The 20,403-nt window shown below is 43.1% G+C and carries 16 protein-coding genes and 1 tRNA gene; 12 read left to right on the top strand and 5 right to left on the bottom strand.

What is annotated here, in order from left to right; genetic code table 11:
- The first annotated feature begins 11 nt into the window (after positions 1-11).
- From ATK78_RS11865 to ATK78_RS11830, 8 genes are all read left to right on the top strand, one after another.
- Positions 12-3,269, top strand: coding sequence for a glycosyl hydrolase (locus tag ATK78_RS11865; protein ID WP_133576285.1), 3,258 nt, complete (start codon positions 12-14; stop codon positions 3,267-3,269).
- A gap of 338 nt (positions 3,270-3,607) precedes the next feature.
- Complete coding sequence (locus ATK78_RS11860; protein WP_133576284.1) at positions 3,608-4,192, top strand: RNA polymerase sigma factor; 585 nt, start codon at positions 3,608-3,610, stop codon at positions 4,190-4,192.
- Positions 4,193-4,302: 110 nt separating this feature from the next.
- Positions 4,303-5,502, top strand: a complete 1,200-nt coding sequence (locus ATK78_RS11855) for a FecR family protein (RefSeq protein ID WP_133576283.1) — start codon at positions 4,303-4,305, stop codon at positions 5,500-5,502.
- Between the two features lie 207 nt (positions 5,503-5,709).
- Positions 5,710-9,036 carry a SusC/RagA family TonB-linked outer membrane protein gene (locus ATK78_RS11850; protein ID WP_133576282.1) on the top strand — a complete coding sequence of 1,109 codons (3,327 nt, stop codon included), beginning with the start codon at positions 5,710-5,712 and terminating at the stop codon, positions 9,034-9,036.
- Between the two features lie 17 nt (positions 9,037-9,053).
- Positions 9,054-10,520: a RagB/SusD family nutrient uptake outer membrane protein gene (locus ATK78_RS11845; protein ID WP_133576281.1), complete on the top strand. Its 1,467-nt coding sequence runs from the start codon at positions 9,054-9,056 to the stop codon at positions 10,518-10,520.
- Positions 10,521-10,531: 11 nt separating this feature from the next.
- Positions 10,532-11,383: a DUF4843 domain-containing protein gene (locus ATK78_RS11840; RefSeq protein ID WP_133576280.1), complete on the top strand. Its 852-nt coding sequence runs from the start codon at positions 10,532-10,534 to the stop codon at positions 11,381-11,383.
- A 25-nt stretch (positions 11,384-11,408) separates the two neighbouring features.
- Positions 11,409-12,959, top strand: coding sequence for a PKD-like family lipoprotein (locus tag ATK78_RS11835; RefSeq protein ID WP_166664863.1), 1,551 nt, complete (start codon positions 11,409-11,411; stop codon positions 12,957-12,959).
- Between the two features lie 27 nt (positions 12,960-12,986).
- Positions 12,987-14,102, top strand: coding sequence for a TlpA disulfide reductase family protein (locus ATK78_RS11830; RefSeq protein WP_133576278.1), 1,116 nt, complete (start codon positions 12,987-12,989; stop codon positions 14,100-14,102).
- Positions 14,103-14,269: 167 nt separating this feature from the next.
- On the opposite strand, the gene ATK78_RS11825 is transcribed toward ATK78_RS11830, so the two are convergent.
- Positions 14,270-14,346: transfer RNA gene (locus ATK78_RS11825), tRNA-Asn, on the bottom strand.
- Positions 14,347-14,479: 133 nt separating this feature from the next.
- On the opposite strand from ATK78_RS11825, the gene ATK78_RS11820 reads away from it, so the two are divergent.
- Positions 14,480-15,400 carry a PfkB family carbohydrate kinase gene (locus tag ATK78_RS11820; protein ID WP_133576277.1) on the top strand — a complete coding sequence of 307 codons (921 nt, stop codon included), beginning with the start codon at positions 14,480-14,482 and terminating at the stop codon, positions 15,398-15,400.
- Positions 15,401-15,565: 165 nt separating this feature from the next.
- Here the strand turns inward: ATK78_RS11820 and ATK78_RS11815 are convergent, their stop codons facing one another.
- Together ATK78_RS11815 and ATK78_RS11810 are read right to left on the bottom strand one after the other, a co-directional pair.
- The gene (locus ATK78_RS11815; RefSeq protein WP_133576276.1) at positions 15,566-15,799 is read right to left on the bottom strand and encodes a cytochrome b5 domain-containing protein; all 234 of its coding nucleotides are present in this window, start codon (positions 15,797-15,799) and stop codon (positions 15,566-15,568) included.
- Complete coding sequence (locus ATK78_RS11810; protein ID WP_133576275.1) at positions 15,799-16,476, bottom strand: lycopene cyclase domain-containing protein; 678 nt, start codon at positions 16,474-16,476, stop codon at positions 15,799-15,801. The genes ATK78_RS11815 and ATK78_RS11810 overlap by 1 nt, the downstream gene beginning before the upstream one ends.
- 140 nt (positions 16,477-16,616) lie before the next feature.
- On the opposite strand from ATK78_RS11810, the gene ATK78_RS11805 reads away from it, so the two are divergent.
- Positions 16,617-17,147: an SRPBCC family protein gene (locus tag ATK78_RS11805; RefSeq protein ID WP_133576274.1), complete on the top strand. Its 531-nt coding sequence runs from the start codon at positions 16,617-16,619 to the stop codon at positions 17,145-17,147.
- Between the two features lie 61 nt (positions 17,148-17,208).
- On the opposite strand, the gene ATK78_RS11800 is transcribed toward ATK78_RS11805, so the two are convergent.
- Both ATK78_RS11800 and murB read right to left on the bottom strand, forming a co-directional pair.
- Complete coding sequence (locus ATK78_RS11800) at positions 17,209-17,739, bottom strand: RNA polymerase sigma factor (RefSeq protein ID WP_133576273.1); 531 nt, start codon at positions 17,737-17,739, stop codon at positions 17,209-17,211.
- 180 nt (positions 17,740-17,919) lie between these two features.
- Positions 17,920-18,936: a UDP-N-acetylmuramate dehydrogenase gene (gene murB, locus ATK78_RS11795; protein WP_133576453.1), complete on the bottom strand. Its 1,017-nt coding sequence runs from the start codon at positions 18,934-18,936 to the stop codon at positions 17,920-17,922.
- A gap of 110 nt (positions 18,937-19,046) precedes the next feature.
- On the opposite strand from murB, the gene ATK78_RS11790 reads away from it, so the two are divergent.
- Positions 19,047-19,664 carry a TetR/AcrR family transcriptional regulator gene (locus tag ATK78_RS11790; protein WP_133576272.1) on the top strand — a complete coding sequence of 206 codons (618 nt, stop codon included), beginning with the start codon at positions 19,047-19,049 and terminating at the stop codon, positions 19,662-19,664.
- Between the two features lie 111 nt (positions 19,665-19,775).
- Complete coding sequence (locus ATK78_RS11785) at positions 19,776-20,384, top strand: TetR/AcrR family transcriptional regulator (RefSeq protein WP_133576271.1); 609 nt, start codon at positions 19,776-19,778, stop codon at positions 20,382-20,384.
- The last annotated feature ends 19 nt before the right edge of the window (positions 20,385-20,403 follow it).

The following is a 20,403-nucleotide window of genomic DNA, read 5'->3' as shown; positions in this document are numbered from 1 at the left end:
AACTGAACACCATGAAGCACTTACGAAATGCAGGTCTTTGTCTAATTTTATTTTGCTTCCTGGTAACCGGGGCAAAAAGTCAGCAGAAGATATCTGCCAGCGATGTACCTTATAAGTCTGAAGACTTTAAAGTCATTGAAACTGGCTTTATCACTGCTCCGGATTCGATTCAAACGAGTGTGTACTGGTATTGGTTGTCGGGGAATATTTCAAAAGCCGGCGTAATCAAGGATCTGGAAGCTATGAAAAAGGTTGGCATTAACCGGGCTTTTTTAGGTGATATCGGGTTGAATGACGTGCCAATTGGAAAAGTAAAATTCCGTTCTCCGGAATGGTGGGATATCCTGCATACCGCCCTTAAAACAGCAACGCGGTTAAACATCAGGATCGGCATATTTAATGGCCCGGGATGGAGCCAGTCTGGCGGGCCATGGGTAAAGCCAGAACAAGCCATGCGCTACCTGACATCTTCACAGACGTCTGTAAAAGGACCGCTGCGTTTTAATAGACAACTGGCTAAACCACAGGAAAATTTTCAGGATGTAAAGGTTATTGCCTACCCTGTTGCGGGCGACTATGGGATTGACATCAGTACGTTAAAGCCCGGGTTATCCTCGCAACCGGCTATGGATGGTTTAGAAAAGCTGATGGATAACAACGAGGAAACCAGCATTAGTTTTAACCGGGACCAGCGATTTTCGTTAGACATAAATACACAAAAACCATATACGGTACGCAGTGTAACCCTATCCATCGTACATCAGGCGGTTTACCTGGAAGGAGACATCCAGGCAAAAATAAACAATGCCTATGTTACGGTTAAGCATTTTACGATAGACCGCAGGGGGCCTGCACTAAACCACGGCTTTATACCCTGGGCAAAATCTGCGGTGTCGATCCCTGCTACTACATCAGACAGCTTCAGGCTGGTAATTACAAAGAGTTCTGAGCACTCTGGGATAACCGAATTAAAACTCTCCTCAACTGCTATGGTAGATAGCTATATGGAAAAGACGCTGACCAAAATGTGGCAGACGGAAGATCTGATCTGGAATGCTTATTTGTGGGAATCCCAAACTAACGAGCCTTCTGCATATGTCATTGACCCTGCAAAGGTGGTTGACATTTCAAAATTTATGACAGCAGATGGTACGTTGAACTGGAACGTGCCTGCCGGAAACTGGATCATTGAACGTACCGGCATGGTGCCTACAAACGTTCGAAATGTACCTGCAACACCAGAAGCTACGGGCCTGGAAACGGACAAGTTGAGCAAGGCGCACATCCGCGAACACTTTGACAACTATTTGGGAGAGATCATTAGACGGATTCCGGCAGAAGACCGTAAAACTTTCACGGTTGCGATAGCAGACAGCTATGAAACTGGCAGCCAGAACTGGACTGACTTATTTCTTACCGAATTTAAGAAGAAATATAAATATGATGCCCTATCTTATATTCCAGTATTACAGGGTAAAGTAGTGGGTAGTGCGGAGCATTCAGACCGCTTTCTTTGGGACTTACGGAGATTAATTGCAGATGATGTGGCTTATAATTACATCGGTGGTTTGCGGGAGATCAGTCACAAATACGGGCTGACCACCTGGCTGGAAAATTACGGGTATTTTGGATTTCCCGGGGAGTTTTTACAATACGGCGGGCAATCGGATGAGATTGCTGGCGAGTTTTGGGCCGAAGGGCATCTGGGCAGTGTAGAGAACAGGGCAGCTTCATCCGCCGCACATATTTACGGAAAGATCAAGGTGTCTTCTGAATCCTTTACTTCGGCAGGCAATCCATGGGGCCGGCATCCGGCCATGCTGAAACAACGTGCTGACCGGTTCTTTACCGACGGCGTAAACAACACCTTACTTCATGTATATATCCATCAGGCAGATGATGATCCTAAGCCCGGCTTAGGTGCCTGGTTTGGCACCGAATTTAACCGGGCGAATACCTGGTTCTTTGACATGGATGTATTCTTAAAATACATTAAACGGTGTAACCTGATGCTGCAGCAAGGACAATATGTGGCAGATGCTGCTTATTTTATTGGAGAAGATGCGCCAAAGATCATGGGCGTTACCGATCCTGAATTGCCAAAAGGCTATTCATTTGATTACATCAATGCTGAGGTGATCATGAATAGTTTGTCCGTAAAAAATGGTAAGCTTTGTTTACCCAATGGGATCAGCTATAGCATCCTGGTATTGCCTAAACTAAAAACCATGCGGCCGGAATTGTTATCAAAAATAAAAGAGCTGGTACGAAATGGTGCAGTAGTATCAGGACCAAAACCAGAAAGATCGCCAAGTTTGCAGGGCTATCCTGAATCGGATCAGCAGGTGAGATCTATGGCTGATGCATTATGGGGCAATGTTGATGGCGTTAAACATAAAGTCAACAATTATGGCAAGGGTTTGGTGATCAATGGCATGAATATGCAGGAGGCGCTGGATCTGATCAAAGTTGGGCCAGACTTTACAGCGTCACGCAATGACATCCTTTTTATTCACAGGCAACTGAAAAACGGATCAATTTATTTTGTTTCCAATCAGAAAGATGAACCCGTTTCTTTTGATGCGAAATTCCGCATTGGAGGTAAGAAGCCAGAGCTATGGGATGCGGTAACAGGAGCCATTCGCAATCTGCCTTCTTTTGTCCAAAGGGATGCTGTAACTTCAGTCCCTATGCAGCTTGCGGCTCATGGAAGTACGTTTATCGTTTTCAGAAACGATGGGACTGCTGGTGACATCACAAAACCGAATTATCCCCTGGCTATAGAAAGTATCGCGATAACAACTCCCTGGTCAGTAACTTTTGACAACCAAATGCGCGGGCCTGAAAAACCGGTGCAATTTAACACTTTAACCGACTGGTCAGTTCATCCCAGCGACAGTATCAAATACTATTCAGGCGCGGCACATTATTACAATTCCTTTAATATAAAAGAGGTACAGAATGGAATGAACTACATTATTGACCTTGGCATTGCCAAAGACATTGCAAAAGTAATGGTGAACGGTATCGAAGTAGGTGGTGTATGGACACCTCCATACCGCCTGGATATTACGAAAGTGCTTAAAACTGGTGAAAATAAGCTGGAGATTAAAGTAGTAAATACCTGGAAGAACAGATTAATGGGTGATGCGCTACTGCCGGAAAATCAACGTAAAACATCTAACCAGCTTCGTCCAGATCCAAGATCCGGACTAGAATCATCAGGATTGCTTGGTCCGGTTAAAATTGATCTGTTAAAGTACGAGTAGCTAAACTTTTTTATTTTTTATCAGCATAGTTTCTATGCCCCTCTGTGCTCACACAGATCCCGATCAACTCCCATTTACCAGAATTCTTTATAAAAGAGGCCTCCTCCACTATTCCCACCAGTACACGTATATTATAACTTCCTTAGTACTGGACTACTAAAGCATTTTTCTTTAGACCCAACTATTGAGATATCAACGTTAGGGGCATGGGATACAAACTGTTGGTCTAATAAATTCTTCTGATAATTCAATGAAATACTGGCTGTTCTGCCCGCCTACCAAAATACTGGCACATTGTCCGCTGATTTATTATATTTGACCTTCTGCATATTTCCCAAATGGCTATAAAACCCCTTCATAATGAAAAAGATCTGCTGCAAAGAATTGCAGATGGGGATGATCGTGCCTTTGCTGAATTATTCCGTGCATACCACGAGCCTCTTGCTAAATATATCTTTACCTTATTGGAATCGGTTCAAATGTGTGAAGAAATTGTGCAGGATGTTTTTGTAAAAATATGGGAAAACAGATTGGCATTGCCCATGCAAGACCGGTTTACTTCTTATATGTTCATTTTAACGAGAAATTATACCATCAACTGCATCCGAAAAATCATTAGGGACAGAAAACAAGGACAACTTTATATGGATGATGCGCTTCAGTATAACGAAGAGCAAGATGCCTTTAAATTGGATGATGAATATCAGGATGTCCTTAATCGTGCAGTTGCTCAATTGCCAACCTCGCAGCAAAAAGTATTAATGTTTAGGCAACAAGGCTTAAAAACAAGAGAGATTGCAGAAAAAATGGGAATTTCTACAGACTCCGTAAAAAAATATCAGCAATGGGCAGCCAGTTCCGTGGCTAAATTCATCAAATTACACACTACCTTAGGTGTTGTATTGATGTTTATTAAACATTAGACGGTTATTTTCATTTTTCTTCTAAAATCCATATCCCGATTTTAGACTTTCTGCGTCTTTATAATCAAAACCCATCTATATAATTTTCGTTTTCAACTAAACTTAATAAATTGAGCGACAGACTAAGCTATTTATTCGAAAAGCAACTGCTTCAGGAGAGTTCTGCAAAAGAGAAATTGGAATTGCTGACATTAATGGCTGATCAAGCCAATGAACAGCAAACAGAGAGTCTCTTAGCGGATCACTGGGATGCGTTTGACGCAGATCGTGATCAGAAAGAACCTGTATTCCAGCCTGGACAAGGTGAAGAAATATTAAACTCTATACTGACAGCACATATTTATCCCGCTCAGGCAACAGCGAAACCGGTTCGGCTCTGGCCGCGCATTTTTGTAGCCGCCGCAGTGATCCTCTTAATCTTCGGCGTATATTTTTATACGCATACCTCTTCAGTTAATGATGATTTAAAGAAAACAGCCTACACCAATGACATTGCCCCGGGAAAGAATGGTGCCACATTGACGCTGTCTAACGGGCAAAAGATCATCATTACTGATGCCCACGCCGGAAATATTGCAAAGCAATCCGGAGTTAAGATTTCTAAAACTGCAGATGGACGGATCATTTATGAACTGATTGATAAAAATTCCGGCTCTAATGAATTTAATACCCTTAGCTCAGCGCGGGGAGAACAGACACAGGTCCGTTTACCAGATGGTTCCATTGTATTTTTAAACGCAGAATCTTCTCTTAAATATCCGACAAGTTTTGCCAGATTGAAACAGAGAGCAGTTTTTTTAACCGGCGAAGGCTATTTTGAAGTAGCAAAGGATCAAGCACACCCTTTTATCGTGACCACGACAAATCAGAAAGTGGAAGTATTGGGAACTCACTTTAATATAAATGCCTATCCGGGACAAGCGTCAAGCAAAACGACCCTTATCGAAGGGAAAGTAACAGTTACCGGTAAACAAGATGTTGTGATCCTGACTCCCAACGAGCAGGCCGTTACCACTACAGGAAAAACACGTGTAAAACAGGTAAACACCAGCAATTATACCGCCTGGCTTGATGGCAAGTTTAGCTTTGATGATAAGACATTTGAAGAGACCATGAGCGAAATTGGCCGCTGGTACGATCTGGACATTGTGTATGAACATGGAATACCGGAAGAAGAACTTATAGGCGATGCCTTTCGCAATCAAAACATCAGTTTCGTTTTACGCCTGTTGGACGTAGCCGAAATTGATTACAAACTCGATGCTGCCCGTCGGAAATTAACGATTAATGGAAAAAAGAACAGAAAGTAACACCTAAACAAACTACGATATGATATAAAACTAACCAGCCTAAAAAGGACTGCTGTTAAATCAAAAAAGGAAAGGATGCCAGTCCCTTCCTTAACGGTTTGATTAGCTTCAGTCGACCAAAAAACGTACAAGCAGACATTGCACCAACCAAACCCAACGTCAAAATTAATGAATAAATTTTACTTATCACGAGTGATGAAAATCATCATGTTTTTACTTATAGCAGGATTTACGACAGTAAGTGCATCCAGCTATTCTCAACAGATTACACTCAAAGGGAAAAATATCCCCTTTTCGTCTGTGATCGATGCCATCAGAAAACAAAGCGGATATACCGTCTTTGGAACAAAAAAATTGCTTGAGTCAATCAGGCCAGTCACGGTCAATGTCAGGAATATGCCATTGACCCAGTTTCTGGAACAGGTTACCCAGGATCAACCCATAGAATATGCCATAGAAGACAAGACCATCTCGCTTTCCAGTCGCCAGCCTCCTGCCGGAACTGCTGTTGCAGCTGCCCCTGTTACCGTACAGCAGCAGGTAATTTCTGGTATAGTTCGCCATACAGAGACTAAACAACCTTTAATTGGCGTAACCGTTAAGCTAAAAGGCAGCACCTTAAGCACCATGACCAATGCCAAAGGACAATATCGCCTGACTATCCCCCTGTCTGAAAAAAAACAGGTCCTTGTATTCAGTTACGTGGGAATGAAAACACAGGAAGTTACCTACCAAAAGCAGGAAACTTTAGACCTGGAACTACAGGCAGGTGAAGAGTCCATGAATGAGATAGTGGTTACGGGAATCTATCAGCGTGACCGCAAAGATTTTACCGGTTCTTCTGCAAGGTATGAAGGTAAAGACCTGCAGATTGTGGGCAACCAGAATATCCTGCAAAGTTTGAAAACGCTGGACCCATCTTTTGCCATCAGGGACAACAACCTGTTCGGATCTGATCCCAACCGCTTGCCGGATATAGAAGTACGCGGAAAAAGCAGCGTGATCGGACTTACGGAAGAATTTAGCACCAACCCCAACCAGCCCTTGTTTATATTGGATGGTTTTGAAAGCACCCTTGCTATTATCAGCGACCTGAGCATGGACCGGGTGGAGAGCATTACGATATTAAAAGACGCATCCGCAACTGCCATTTACGGTTCAAAATCTGCCAATGGTGTAATCGTCATAGAAACTAAAAAGCCAACAGCCGGCAGCCTGCGTATTAATTATAACCTGAACTCTACCGTAAGCTTTGCTGATCTGACAGACTACAACCTCATGAATGCGGAAGAAAAACTGCAGTTTGAGTATTTGTCCGGTTTCTATGGCGCGATAAACTCAGAAGGAAATTTTACAATCAGTCCGGGTAACGAGGCTTCTCAAACCAATTATTACAACCGGCTCAAAGAAGTTAGGCGCGGTGTGGATACGTATTGGGCAAATGAACCTTTGCGCACGGCCATCACACAACGGCACACGCTTTTTGCCGAGGGCGGAGATGCCAATTTACGGTACAGTGCCTCCTTTAACTATGGGAATACCCAGGGGGTTATGGAAGGTTCGGACAGGCAAACAACCAATGGAAATGTTCGCTTAATGTACAGAAAAGGCAGTTTCTCTGTCAACAACTCCCTGAGTATAGATAACGTCCGCGCGGACCGTGAGACCCAGCCTTTCTCTAGTTTTTCCAGGGCTAACCCTTATTACCGGAAATATGACGAGTACGGCAACCCGAAGAAGGTTCTGGAAACTTATATCTACGCTGACCCCACATTTACACCCCGCACCATTACCGTGTATAGTCCGCTATTTGATCAGAGTAATTTGAACATCAACCAGGAAGCATCTCAGGGCTTTACAAATAACCTGGAAATGGACTGGCGCATTGTCGAATCGCTCAGAATACGCGGCAGATTCGGAATCCGCAGTGCAGTTACCCGCGTAGAGTTATTCCGGTCGCCCTTCAACACTGAATTCGAAGGCACCAACGTGCTGGAAAAAGGATCATATAATGAATCAAACGGCAAATCCGTAAATTACGATGGCGACCTGAGTTTAACCTATGGAAAACTGTTTGCGGAAAAGCACATGGTAAATGCAGTAGCTGGTATGCGGATGGAGCAAGCTACCAAACAAGACGGCACTTATGGAGTACGCGGATTTATTGATGATGAATTTGCAAATCCCAATTTCGCATTGGGATATCCTGCCGGACAACGGGCTGAATACGCAGAATCTGTACGTCGTGGTGCCAGTTTCTTTGTGAATATGGGCTATGCATACGATCAGCGCTTTTTAATGGATGCCACAATGCGTTCTGACGGATCTTCAGTATATGGATCTAAAAGACAATTCTCTACCATTTGGTCGGTCGGCCTGGGATGGAACATCCACAACGAAGCTTTCATTAAGGACAACGGCATTACCTGGATTGATCAGTTGCGGTTACGCGGATCTATCGGCAACCCCGGCAACCAGAATTTCAACGACTACATCTCCATGCGGATCTACCGTTACAACAACGAGAACCGGAATCCTTTTGGGGCAAGTACCATCATCAGCAACATGGGAAACAGCAACCTGAAGTGGCAAACTACACTGGACCGCAACATCGGTCTTGATTTTGTAACTTTTGACAACAGGCTGCGCATCAATGCTGATTATTTTGTAAAAAATACCGATCCCCTGCTGGTATTTGTAACGCTGCCTTCTTCAACAGGTGTATCACTGACCGCACAAAACATAGGCGAGCAGATTACACGCGGTTTTACACTCAGCGCAGATTACACCCTGATCCGAAAGAAGGACATCAATTGGCGGGTTAACCTAAACCTGCGTCAGTTAAAAGCCGAGTACGGTAAAATGGGCAATCAATTGGGCAATTTTAATGAAGCCAATAAGAAAAGCCGTAACCTGACCCGGTATTATGATGGCGGCAGTCCTTCAGACCTTTGGGCAGTACGTTCATTGGGTATAGACCCTGCAACCGGCCGTGAAGTGTTTCTGAACAAGAACAATGAGCAAACGTTTGTGTATAATTTCCAGGATGAAGTGGTGGTTGGAAACAGTGATCCCAACCTGGAAGGCGTTATTGGTACCAGCTTTTTGTACAAAGGATTTTTAGCTTCCGTAAATATGCGCTATCGCTTAGGCGGACAGGCCTTTATGCAGACCTTGTATCAAAAGGTAGAAAACATCAGTATTACGAACGTTACCCTAAACCAGGATAAACGCGCTTTATACGATCGATGGAAGAATCCCGGGGACGAGGCCCGGTTTAAATCGATTTCGAATAAGGATGAAACCCCGATCTCTTCACGTTTTGTAGAAGACAACAATATGCTGATTGGCGAATCTTTCTCCCTGGGCTACGAAACCAGCAGTGCAGGCTGGCTAAAATCCATCCGCGCGTCTTCAATTACTTTCAGGGCCTATATGAATGATATTTTCTACATCTCTACCATAAAAAATGAGCGCGGTATCGATTATCCTTTTGCGCGGTCGGTTTCATTCTCGGCAGCGGTTCGCTTTTAACTTTATAACTGTAAAACATGAAAACATTATATAAACTATTTCTCTTCATCTTTTTAAGCTCATTTATGCTCTCCTGCAGCAAATGGGTTGATGTGAAACCCACGGACAGGTTATCAGAAGACCAACTGTTTGTGAATAAGGAAGGCTATCTGAAAGCACTGAACGGCGTATATGTAGAAATGACGAACCGTGCACTATATGGGCAGGAAATGACGTCTGGAACGATAGACGTACTGGCTCAGTATTATTACATGACCGGAACTACCCATACCTATTTCGAAACAACAACCTTTGTATACACGACCGAACGCTCCAAAACGACGTTCGACAATGCCTGGCGTAAAAGCTATGAACTGGTTGCCAACTGCAATGTGATCATCGAGAAATGCGGCGATGCTCCAGGCGGTGTTTTACCTGAACCCTATTATGGACTCATTAAAGGTGAAGCCCTTGCCCTGCGTGCACTATTGCAGCTGGATATGCTTCGTTTGTTTGGACCCATATATTCAGAAGCCAATAAAACTAAACCCGCCATTCCTTATGTAACTAAAGCCAGCCTGGAGGTACAACCGATATTGACTTCTGAACAAGTCATGCAGCAGGTTACAGACGATTTGAAAATGGCCTTGTCATTGATGCAGGACACAGATCCAATCCGTACGGATGGCGTAAGGAACACGAGTAATACGCAAGGCCCAAATGATCTTTATTATCGCCAGTACAGGCTGAACTATTTTGCCACGAAAGCCCTTTTGGCACGTGCCTATTTGTGGCAGGGAAACAAGGCAGATGCCCTTATCCAGGCCGAGGCCTTGCTAAACGAAGTACAGGCACCAGCAAAAATTATATTCCCCGCTGTTACTGCTGCCAGTGCAACCAGCGCAGACAAACCTGACCGGATGTTCTCTACTGAAGTGATGTTTTCACTATATGACATCAACCGTGTGCAGATGTACAACCGGCTGTTCGATGTAAACCTTCTGCCAACATCCAAATTATCATTCAATGCCGGCAACGTAACCGAGACACGCGTGAATGAACTTTATACGGATGCCAATGACTATCGCCGCCGCATCTGGCAAAATGTATCTTCGGGCACTGTTACTGCACTAACCAACCTGAAGTATGCAGATGTGGTAGACGGGCCCGGCCGTTACATGATCCCACTGATCCGCCTTGGTGAAGTATTGCTGATTGCAGCCGAATGCAGCCCCGACCGTACCGTTGGTATCGCCTATTTAAATAAATTACGGACCAGCCGCAACTGCGTGAATGTAAATCCTGCGGATGAAGCGGCATTTAAAACGGCCATTGCCAATGAGTACAGAAGAGAACTGATTGGGGAAGGTCAGCAGTTTTTCCTTTACAAGAGGAATGCACAGCAGACTGTTCCAAACCATGCCGCATTTACCGGAACAAAGACCATGGTCATTACCAACTATACCGTTCCACTTCCAGATAGCGAAACTTCACAAAGAAATTAAAAAACAACGCCATGAACAAAAAATTACTCATCGCACTCCTCCCCCTGCTTGCCTTAGTATGGGGATGTGAAAAGGAAATTATGAAATATGAAGGTAATGAAGGCGTATACTTCGCTGTACAGCACGGCCAGCCTGCTCTAAGCATTAATTCCTGGCCATACCAGCCTTACAGCAATGTTGAGTTTGCCCGCCTCAGTCAGGATGAAGTGAGCTTTCCGGTCAAGGTGATGATTACCGGACCGGTTAAAGATTATGACCGCAACTTTCGCGTGGAAGTAAACCCGGACTCTACAACCGCTATTCTGGGTGTACATTACCTTGCTTTTCCAGAACTATGGACCATTCCTGCAAATGCGGTATCCACAACCATACAGATCCGGTTAAAGCGCAGCCCCGATTTACAGAATGTTGAAATGAAGCTGGGATTACGCCTTGTAGCCACGGAACATTTTGCCTTGTCTTTTCCGGAATGGGATGCCATTCCTTCTTTAACAGGAGGTACTGTGGTTCCTGAGTTTGATGCAAGCCTGCATACCTTACGGATCAATGATATCATGGTGAAGCCGGCTGTATGGCTCGGTTCATTACAACCCGTGAATAAGGAATCTGGGCTAATGGGCGTTTTTACCAGGAGAAAAATGGAATTTTTAACCCAGTACCTTGGCTTAAAATATGAAGACTTTGCCAGTGAGGCGACCATGCCTATGGCCCGTTCCATCCTGGTTGGCAGCGATGCAGCGGCCATTCTTATTGAACGGTATAACGCAAAAAACCCGGTACTGGAAGATGATGGCCGCCTGATGTTCATCGGTTCCGTACCCTGGACATCATACATTGGCGTACCGTACGTACCCGCTCCTTAATTGTCAACTCAAAATGAAGATCCACATGAAATTATATAAATATACTTTACTCCTGCTATCCCTTGCAGGATTGGGTTCCTGCAGCAAAGATCTGGGAAACTATGAGTACCACGACATCAATGAAGTAACCATAACTGGTGTAAACAAGACCTATACGTTGCGCCGTGGTTTTGATACCCTGCGTATTAATCCAACCATTTTAGGAACAATGGACGAGTCTGATCCATCCAGGTACCAATTCCGGTGGATCCTGCGAAATACCACCGGCTTTCTGGATACCATTGGCGAGGAGCGAAACCTGGTATATCCTATTGTATTAGAGCCCATTCCCCACGACCTTTATTACCGCGTAACGGACAAAAAAACCGGGGTAGAATGGCGGTCCAATTCTGTGCTTACGATCAGCACACCTTTTTCCCGCGGCTTACTGCTGATGGGCGAGGATGATCAGGGCTACGCTGAAGCAGAAATGCTTTCCATGTTAAGCGACACTCTGCACTTAAAGCACCTGTTATCAGAAAGCGGGCTTCCCCGCCTTCGTGAACCGGTCAGCTTTCTGCATACCGGCGGTAACCTTGACAGCTACCTGAAACTGTGGGCACTTACCAAAACAGGATCGTATTATCTGGATCGCATTACCATGAAGGCGACCACAAACAACAACTTCAGCAAGTCATTGTTTATGTCAGAACAGATAGATCCCGAAACATTACATCCCATTGCAGTTGCACCTCAAATCCGTACAGCTGCCGGTGCCATCAGCGCTACCTTTTACAGGGTCATGTTAACGAAGGCAGGGGATCTCTTTGCGTGTTTCCTGCTGATCAACGGCGGAGACTTTTACAACAATCCCATTAACAGGGTTGCCACTGCACAACAGGTAAGAATTCCGGCTGCGCCATACCTGCTGTATTCAACGGGCGATATGACTACCGTGATGTGGTACGACACGCAAAACCAGCGCTTTTTAAATTATAACGGATTCGGATCAGCAACCGCTTCTACCGTACTTGCAGATGTTGCAGGCAGTGCATTTCCATGGAACCAGGCACAATCAGGAAGAAGCCTGGTATATGCCGAAAATACACGCAATACCGATGGCGGATCTACCAATGGCAACTCTTTCGCCATTATGAAAGATGCCGGTAATGCGCATTATGTATACAAGTTCTATGCAAGCGGAGCTGCTCCTGCCAAACGGGCGGCTTATACCATATTGCCAATCGCTACCGACTTCGCTAAAGCTGATCACTATGCATTCTCATCTAACCGCAGCGTTATCTTTTATTCTGTTGGCGGCAAACTTTATGCCTATGATTATAATCCAGGAAATGAACGGTTCTATCAGTTTCCTGAAATAGGAGCCGATGAGATTACCATGCTCAAGTTCGATACACAAATTGACTATTTGGCAAACAGCTTATACATAGGAACCTATAACAGCACAACCAAGGGCACATTGCGACGCTTTACGCTGGGTACAAACCCCAATGTAGTCGACCTGCTGCCCGCAGCAAAAAGTACCTGGTCTGGCCTGGTTAAAATTAAAGACATCAACTGGCGTGCAGTTAACTAAACTTATCATTATTTAAAAAAGACATAGATGAATTTTAAACCTATCATTATACTGGGCTTGTCAATTATCCCCCTGGCAAGCTTTTCACAATCTGAAAATTTTGCCATAGCAGGCAACATCAACCGCAAATACGACGGTAAATTTATAAAGTTGTATTACAACCAGGCCCAGGTTAAAAAAGTAGATAGCACATTGGTTAAAAATGGTGCATTTAAATTGGCAGGCAATATAACCGCTCCAACTTCAGCAAAGCTGAGCATGGGCAATGAAGATAATGGCGACCGGATTGACCTCTTCTTATCTGAAGGAACCGTTCGCGTATCAGCCAAAGATTCTATTCACTATGCCAATATCAGCGGCACAAAACTGGCAGAAGAACATGAGCAGCTGGCAAAACAACTCAGACCCGCAGAGGATCAGTTATTCGGGAGTATAAACACTTTCAAGAATATGCCAGAGGGCGAAGAAAAGAAAGCTTACATTACCAAATTTCTGGCAGGGCTGGAGGAATATACCCTCCTGAAGCGGGGAATTATTCATCAATTTGTAACCAAATACCCATCCTCTTATATCTCGCTTTATTATTTAGACAAAAATGCTCCGGGAAGTCTCCTGAATTATGAAGCCACCTATCCTTTTTATGCGAAATTAAGTCCGGAATTGAAAGCTACAGTTCTTGGAAAGCAGCTGGAAGCCAGGTTACTTGCAGTAAAGGGCAAGATGACCGGCCTGGCCTACAAAGACTTTATTTCAACTACTCCGGATGGGAAAGAGCTCAGCTTGAAAGAGGTGATCAGTAAAAATAAATATACGCTGGTAGACTTCTGGGCCAGCTGGTGCGGCCCATGCAGGAAAGAAAATCCGAATGTAGTTAAAGCGTTCAATGCATTTAAAGACAAAGGATTTACCATATTGAGTGTCTCCCTTGACGAAGATGCTGCCAAATGGAAAGCAGCAATTGAAAAGGATGGAATGCCCTGGTATCATGTTTCGAGCCTGAAGGGCTGGAAGGAACCCGCTGCAGTACTTTATGAGATCCGCGCGATTCCACAAAATGTATTGGTAGACGGTCAGGGTAAAGTAGTTGCAACCAACCTTAGAGCAGAAACACTTTTCAATAAGATCAAAGAGCTTACCCAATAGTTGATCATTAAATTTTCCCCTTGTAATGTAACAAGGAATGGAAACCTCTCCAGGAAGCTGTCCCGAAACCGGGATGGCTTCTTTTTGGATCAGCCCCCCTGGGTTGGTTAAAAACCCCCTGAAAACAAGAAAACCTTACCGGACATGGTAAGGTTTTATCTTGAAATTGGCTCCCTCTGCTGGGCTCGAACCAGCGACCCTCTGATTAACAGTCAGATGCTCTAACCAGCTGAGCTAAGAAGGAGTGTACTCTGGTTACCAAAACGCCTTTCTGACTTCGTTAAGAACATAAAGTCTCGTTCGTTTTGGGAATGCAATATTAGGGCTTTTAAATTATTTATGCAATATTTGTAGCAAAAAAAATTAAAAAAATATTTATGAGCCTGATAATCATAGGAACTGTAGCGTTCGACGCTATAGAAACTCCCTTCGGAAAGACAGATAAAATAGTAGGCGGCGCGGCAACCTATGCAAGTTTAGCCGCTTCTTACTTCTATAATAAGGTAAAAATTGTTGGTGTTGTTGGTGATGACTTCCATAAAGAAGATATAGATACGTTTACCCGGCATGGTGTGGATACCGAAGGGCTTCAGATTAAAGAAGGGGAAAAATCGTTCTTCTGGTCTGGAAAGTACCACAATGACATGAATAGCCGCGATACTTTAGCAACTGAATTGAATGTTCTTGAAAATTTCGATCCCATTATCCCTGAGAGCTACCAGGACTGCGAATACCTGATGTTAGGTAACCTAACCCCAATTGTACAGCAGACTGTCATAAACCGCCTTAAAAACAGACCAAAACTAATCGTTCTGGATACCATGAACTTTTGGATGGACATTATGATGCCGGATTTGCTGGAAACCATTAAAATGGTTGATGTGCTAACCATCAATGATGCAGAAGCCCGTCAGCTTTCCGGTGAATATTCTTTAGTAAAAGCGGCTAAGAAAATTTTAACCATGGGCCCTAAATACCTGATCATAAAAAAAGGTGAGCATGGTGCCCTTTTATTCCATGAGGATAAGATCTTCTCTGCGCCAGCTTTACCTTTAGCTGATGTATTTGATCCAACTGGCGCCGGTGATACCTTTGCAGGTGGTTTTATTGGTTATATGGCCAAAGTAGGTACCATTAACTTTAACAACATGAAAAATGCAATCATTTACGGTTCTGCCCTTGCCTCGTTCTGCGTAGAGAAATTCGGAACAGAAAAGATCTTAAATCTTACGGAAGAAGAAGTTGCAGGCCGCGTTCAGGAGTTTGTAAGCCTGAGCTCATTTACCATTGAAGCTTAATTTATTATCGAACGATAATCGACAATTGAAGATTAATCAAGCTAAGCTCAATCCCGAAGTATAATCTGCGATCGAAACCCAATTGGAATCGAAGTTTAATAATACAAACAGCCCGGAAATCTCAAAGGTTCCGGGCTGTTTCCATAAGGATCAATAAGCACCTCCTTACTGCAGCCTTCCTATGGCAGTAAACTTTTCAAATACAGTTTCTGTATGCGGTGCATCTGACAGTTCATCGGTAAGGTCCTGCCCTGCCCAATGCTCGTAATGCTTACCGTTTCTCCACAACCTGCTGTCGGTAACGTCATAGATCAATCCATGGTAAGCCACCCAGATCTGGGGCTTATCCTGCCCGTTACGCAAGGCCAATTGCTGTTTGGTATAAACCGGCAGTTCCATTAGCTGTTGGCTTTACGCTGCACCCATTCAAATACATACACGGTAAGCAGCAGCATCCCCATGAAATAAAAATGAGTCTCAAATGGTATGGTCCCAATTTTTAACTTCATTAATCCAGCATCTGAATACGTAAGTACTGGCAGACTGGTCAACAGTCCGTAAACGACATAAAAAGGAATCAGGGCTACAACATATGCCCGGTAAAACCGATACATGAACCGAATCTTATTGAGATACTCAATGTACAGCAGCAGGATGAACAGCACCGAAAAAGTAACCACACTATACCACCGCGTATACGTAAAGAAAAGCATGGCCACGCAAATACCGAGGATCAGGTTACTGAGCGACAGGCTAAATTTGTCCAGCTCATTATTTGGGAAAACAACATTCAAATAGCGGTATACCGACAAGCCGGCTAAGGGTAACGTTACATAAAACAGTAGTTCTTCAACAGGCAGCTGTCCGAAGTAAATGCCCAATACCCGTTCCGGATTAAATTGCCAGATCCCGAATTGATTAAATACAAAAGAAAAGATAAAGAATAGTATGGCAGGCGCCAGTATTGCTGCTCCCGTAGCTAGCCCGCTACTGAACACAGAAACCCTGCGGTTTAAAGCCAGAAGCATTGGAATGACCAGCAATCCGAGGTTTATAAGTAAATAAGTATAGATCATGTGTAAAAATTCAGCCCAAAAATAGGCTTTTGGACCCGGTAATCAAGGTTCTTTTTTTATATGATCTATCGGATTACAACAATATCTATTTTTTGAATTAAAATTTTTTATATAATTTTAGGTAACCAAACCAAACAACTATGAAAGTACTTAAAATTTTAGGCGGCATACTCCTAACGCTGATCGTCCTGTTTTTTATCATTGGCTTTTTTCTGCCGAAATCTTACAGCGTAAGCAGAAGCATTGAGATTAATAAACCAGACAGTACGGTTTATCAAAAAGCATTAGACTTTAATGACTTTGCCAAATGGAACCCATGGATGGAAATGGAACCTTCAGCGAAGAAGACGGTAACCGGCGATGGTGTTTCTGTTGGCTCCGTCTTTAGCTGGGTTGGAAAAGAAGTGGGAACCGGGAGCATGACCATTGAAAAACTAAACCCCTACAAACAGATTGACGAACGGCTTAACTTTATTGAACCGTTTGAAAGCACAGCGCTAACGTCCTTCTATTTTGAACCCCTGCCAAACGGCAGTACCAAAGTAACCTGGGATTTTAGAGGGGAAAGCACTTCGATCATGGAAAGATGGATGTCGCTCACCTTTGAATCCATGCTTGGAAAAGATTATGAAAAGGGGCTATCTAATCTCAAAGCTCTTTCCGAAAAATAGGCAATAAAAAAGGGCACTTACGTGCCCTCTTCCTTGTTTTCAATAGGTATATTTAATATTTTTAAGCTACATCAGCTCCAAGAATTTCTTTTGAATACGTTTTCAAATATTTTTTCAGGATCTGGCGTGCTACGTGGATCCTGGTCTTAACGGTTCCAATTGGAATATTAAGCTCATCCGCAATTTCATGGTATTTAAACCCTTCAAAGTATTTAATGAAGGGAACATAATATTCTGGCTGCAGGGTAGACAATGCTTTATTGATATCGCCCAGTACAAACTTACTTTCACTGCTGTTTGTTGAAGCGCTATAATGTAAGTTGGCAGAAGAAATGTCATCTGATTTAGTGATCAGCGCATTGGTTTTTACCAACCGTCTGTAATTATTGATGAAGGTATTTTTCATAATGGTAAACAACCATCCCTTTAAATTTGTTCCTTCTTTAAATTTACTATAATAAGTCACTGCTTTCAGCATCGTATCCTGTACAAGATCGTTTGCGTCTTCAATGTCTTTAGTAAAATTTAAAGCGAATGACTGTAATGAAACCGAATGGTTGTGGAGCTGCAAGTTAAATTCGTTTTTTGTCATAGTGTTTTAAGTTTTAAAGGTTAAAAGGCAAACAAACCGTGTTTTTTATGAGTGGCGCTCATTAGTTTGTTTAATCTTATATACTTAAACGTACACAATAGGTGTACCAAAAAATGAATTCTTGTATTTTGAATTTAATTATTCATACAAATCGGCTTTTTTACCAGATAATGGGATTTGTCACAACATATTTACTTCTCTTTCGAGTTTAACGCCAAATTTGGCATCAACAGCATCAATTATCTGTTCTGAAAAACCATACACCTCCTGACCTGTTGCACCACCATGATTAACAAGTACCAGGGCCTGGTGCTTCCAGGTGCCGGTATGGCCGGAAACCATTCCTTTAAAACCACATTGCTCTATGAGCCATCCGGCGGCTAGCTTTACCTTATTATCTGGCGCAGGGTAATGTACCACATTGGGATGTTCTGAAATTACCCGGTCAAACTGTTCCTTATCGATAACCGGATTTTTAAAGAAGCTGCCGGCATTGCCGATGGTTGAAGGATCCGGGAGCTTACCCACCCGGATCTGCGAAACCACACTGGACACATCTGCCAGGGTCGGCTCCGCAATGCCCCTGTTCTTTAGCTCATCCTGTATGGCACCATACTGGGTATTTAACCGGGCCGACATACTCAATTTAAACGTTACAGAGGTGATGATGTACTTTCCTTTCAATTCATTTTTAAAAATACTGTCCCGGTAACCGAAGTGACAATCTTCATAGCTAAACGTCCGTTCTTTTGCCGTTTCAATTTCATAGGCGATGCAAGACTGAAATACATCTTTAAGCTCTGCACCATAAGCCCCTATATTTTGTATGGGTGATGCCCCTACCGTTCCCGGAATTAAACTTAAATTCTCTATACCCGCAAAGCCGCGTTCTACACAGTAATTAACGAGGTCGTTCCAAACCACACCCGCTCCTGCAGTAACCAAGATATCATCTCCCTGTACCGCTGAACGTATGCCGGGAATACTCAGTTTAATGACTAAGCCGTCAAAGTCTTTAGTGAATAGAACATTGCTTCCGCCACCAAGTACCAGCAGCTTTTGTTCCTTAACTAAATTGCCTTCCAGTAATTCAATTAAATCATCCCCGCTAAAGATCTCCGCAAAATAAGCTGCATCCACAGGAATCCCGAAAGTATTATAGGCTTTTAATGATTTATTTTGTTGAACGGTCAGCATATACATCTATATTAAGTTTACAAACTTAGATAAATTATAAAAACATTTTTATCTAAGTTTGCCTAAGATTAACGCCTGCGGGAGGGGCGTATGAACGGTACAACGTATTTATGGAAAACCAGGATAAAAAAAGAATTTTAATACTTGAAGCTGCTCTTAAAAGATTTGCTCATTATGGCCTGAATAAAACCACGATGACCGAAATTGCCAAAGACATCTCGTTCTCCAAAGCCTTACTCTATTATTACTTTCCCGATAAACTGAGCCTTTATGTAAGCACCATGGAATTCCTGATGCAAAAGGTAAGCAGGGACATCATTAAATCCATTGATAAAACATCCAGCTCTACTGAGGCTGTACTCAAATTACTGCAGAAACGTCAGGGCTACCTTCAAAAATATTACAACCTGTACGAATCAAACCAAATGATCGGTAATGACATCCCTGAAGACCTGTACCAGAAATTTAATAAAGCACGAACTTTCGAAAAGATCATCATCAGCTCCCTTTTCAGCCGGGGTGTAGCCAGCGGAGAACTGGTCATGGGAGATTCTAAATTGGTTGCAGAAATATTCATTGATGCGATATTTGGCTTACATTTTAATAAAATGTCCAGGGACAAAACCATTTTTCCTGATAAAGAACAGTTCAAAACCATCTTTATGAAAGAAAAGATCTTCGCCGACCTGTTCATGGCTGGCCTGAAAGCACCCGCAGCAACCCTCTAAAAGTCATCACTTTGTAACATTTTTATGATTTTAGCACTAAAATTCATAATCAGAAAAAAGGGCAGTACTTTTGACCATAGAAATAAAAAAGTCAGAAAGTAAAAAAGTAGAATGGTAGAAACAGATAAAAAAAGAGACGTTATTATTGAGGGTGCCGTCAAGCGCTTTATTCACTATGGAATTCAAAAAACCACAATGAATGAAATTGCTGAGGATCTTTCCGTATCCAAACCCTCTCTGTATTATTATTTCCCTGATAAGAGCAGCCTGATTGAAGGGGTCATTGAAAAGATATTTTCAGACTATTTTCATTTGGTTGAGAAAGACATTGATACGGACATCTCCTTTGAAGAACGGATGACCAACCTCGTAGAAATTGGACACCGCTTTTTTCAGAAATACTACATGCTCCATTTATCCGGAGGCAGTCCTGATCCTTCCTTCAACTCAGAGCAGCTGAAGGCGAAGTTCATGTTTATGAAACAGCGGCACACCAACTTTTTCTCAGATATCTTTAAACGGGCTGTGAAAGCTGGTGAAATATCCATTGTAGAAGACCCGGAGAAGATTGCAGAGCTTTACCTGGAAAGTCTGGCCGGCATTACTTCTCTATGCATCATGCATGGAAACCGGGAATTGTTTCCGAGCAAAAAAGAGTTGAGGGCCATTCTGGACAAACAGATCAGCCTGTCTAAAATATTTATTAAAGGACTAAAATAACAGACGATTAATAGCAATA

The organism is Pedobacter metabolipauper, from assembly GCF_004362715.1.
GTDB lineage: Bacteria > Bacteroidota > Bacteroidia > Sphingobacteriales > Sphingobacteriaceae > Pedobacter > Pedobacter metabolipauper.
Note: the sequence above shows the minus strand (reverse complement) of the source record. Positions and strands in the feature narration are given on the sequence as shown.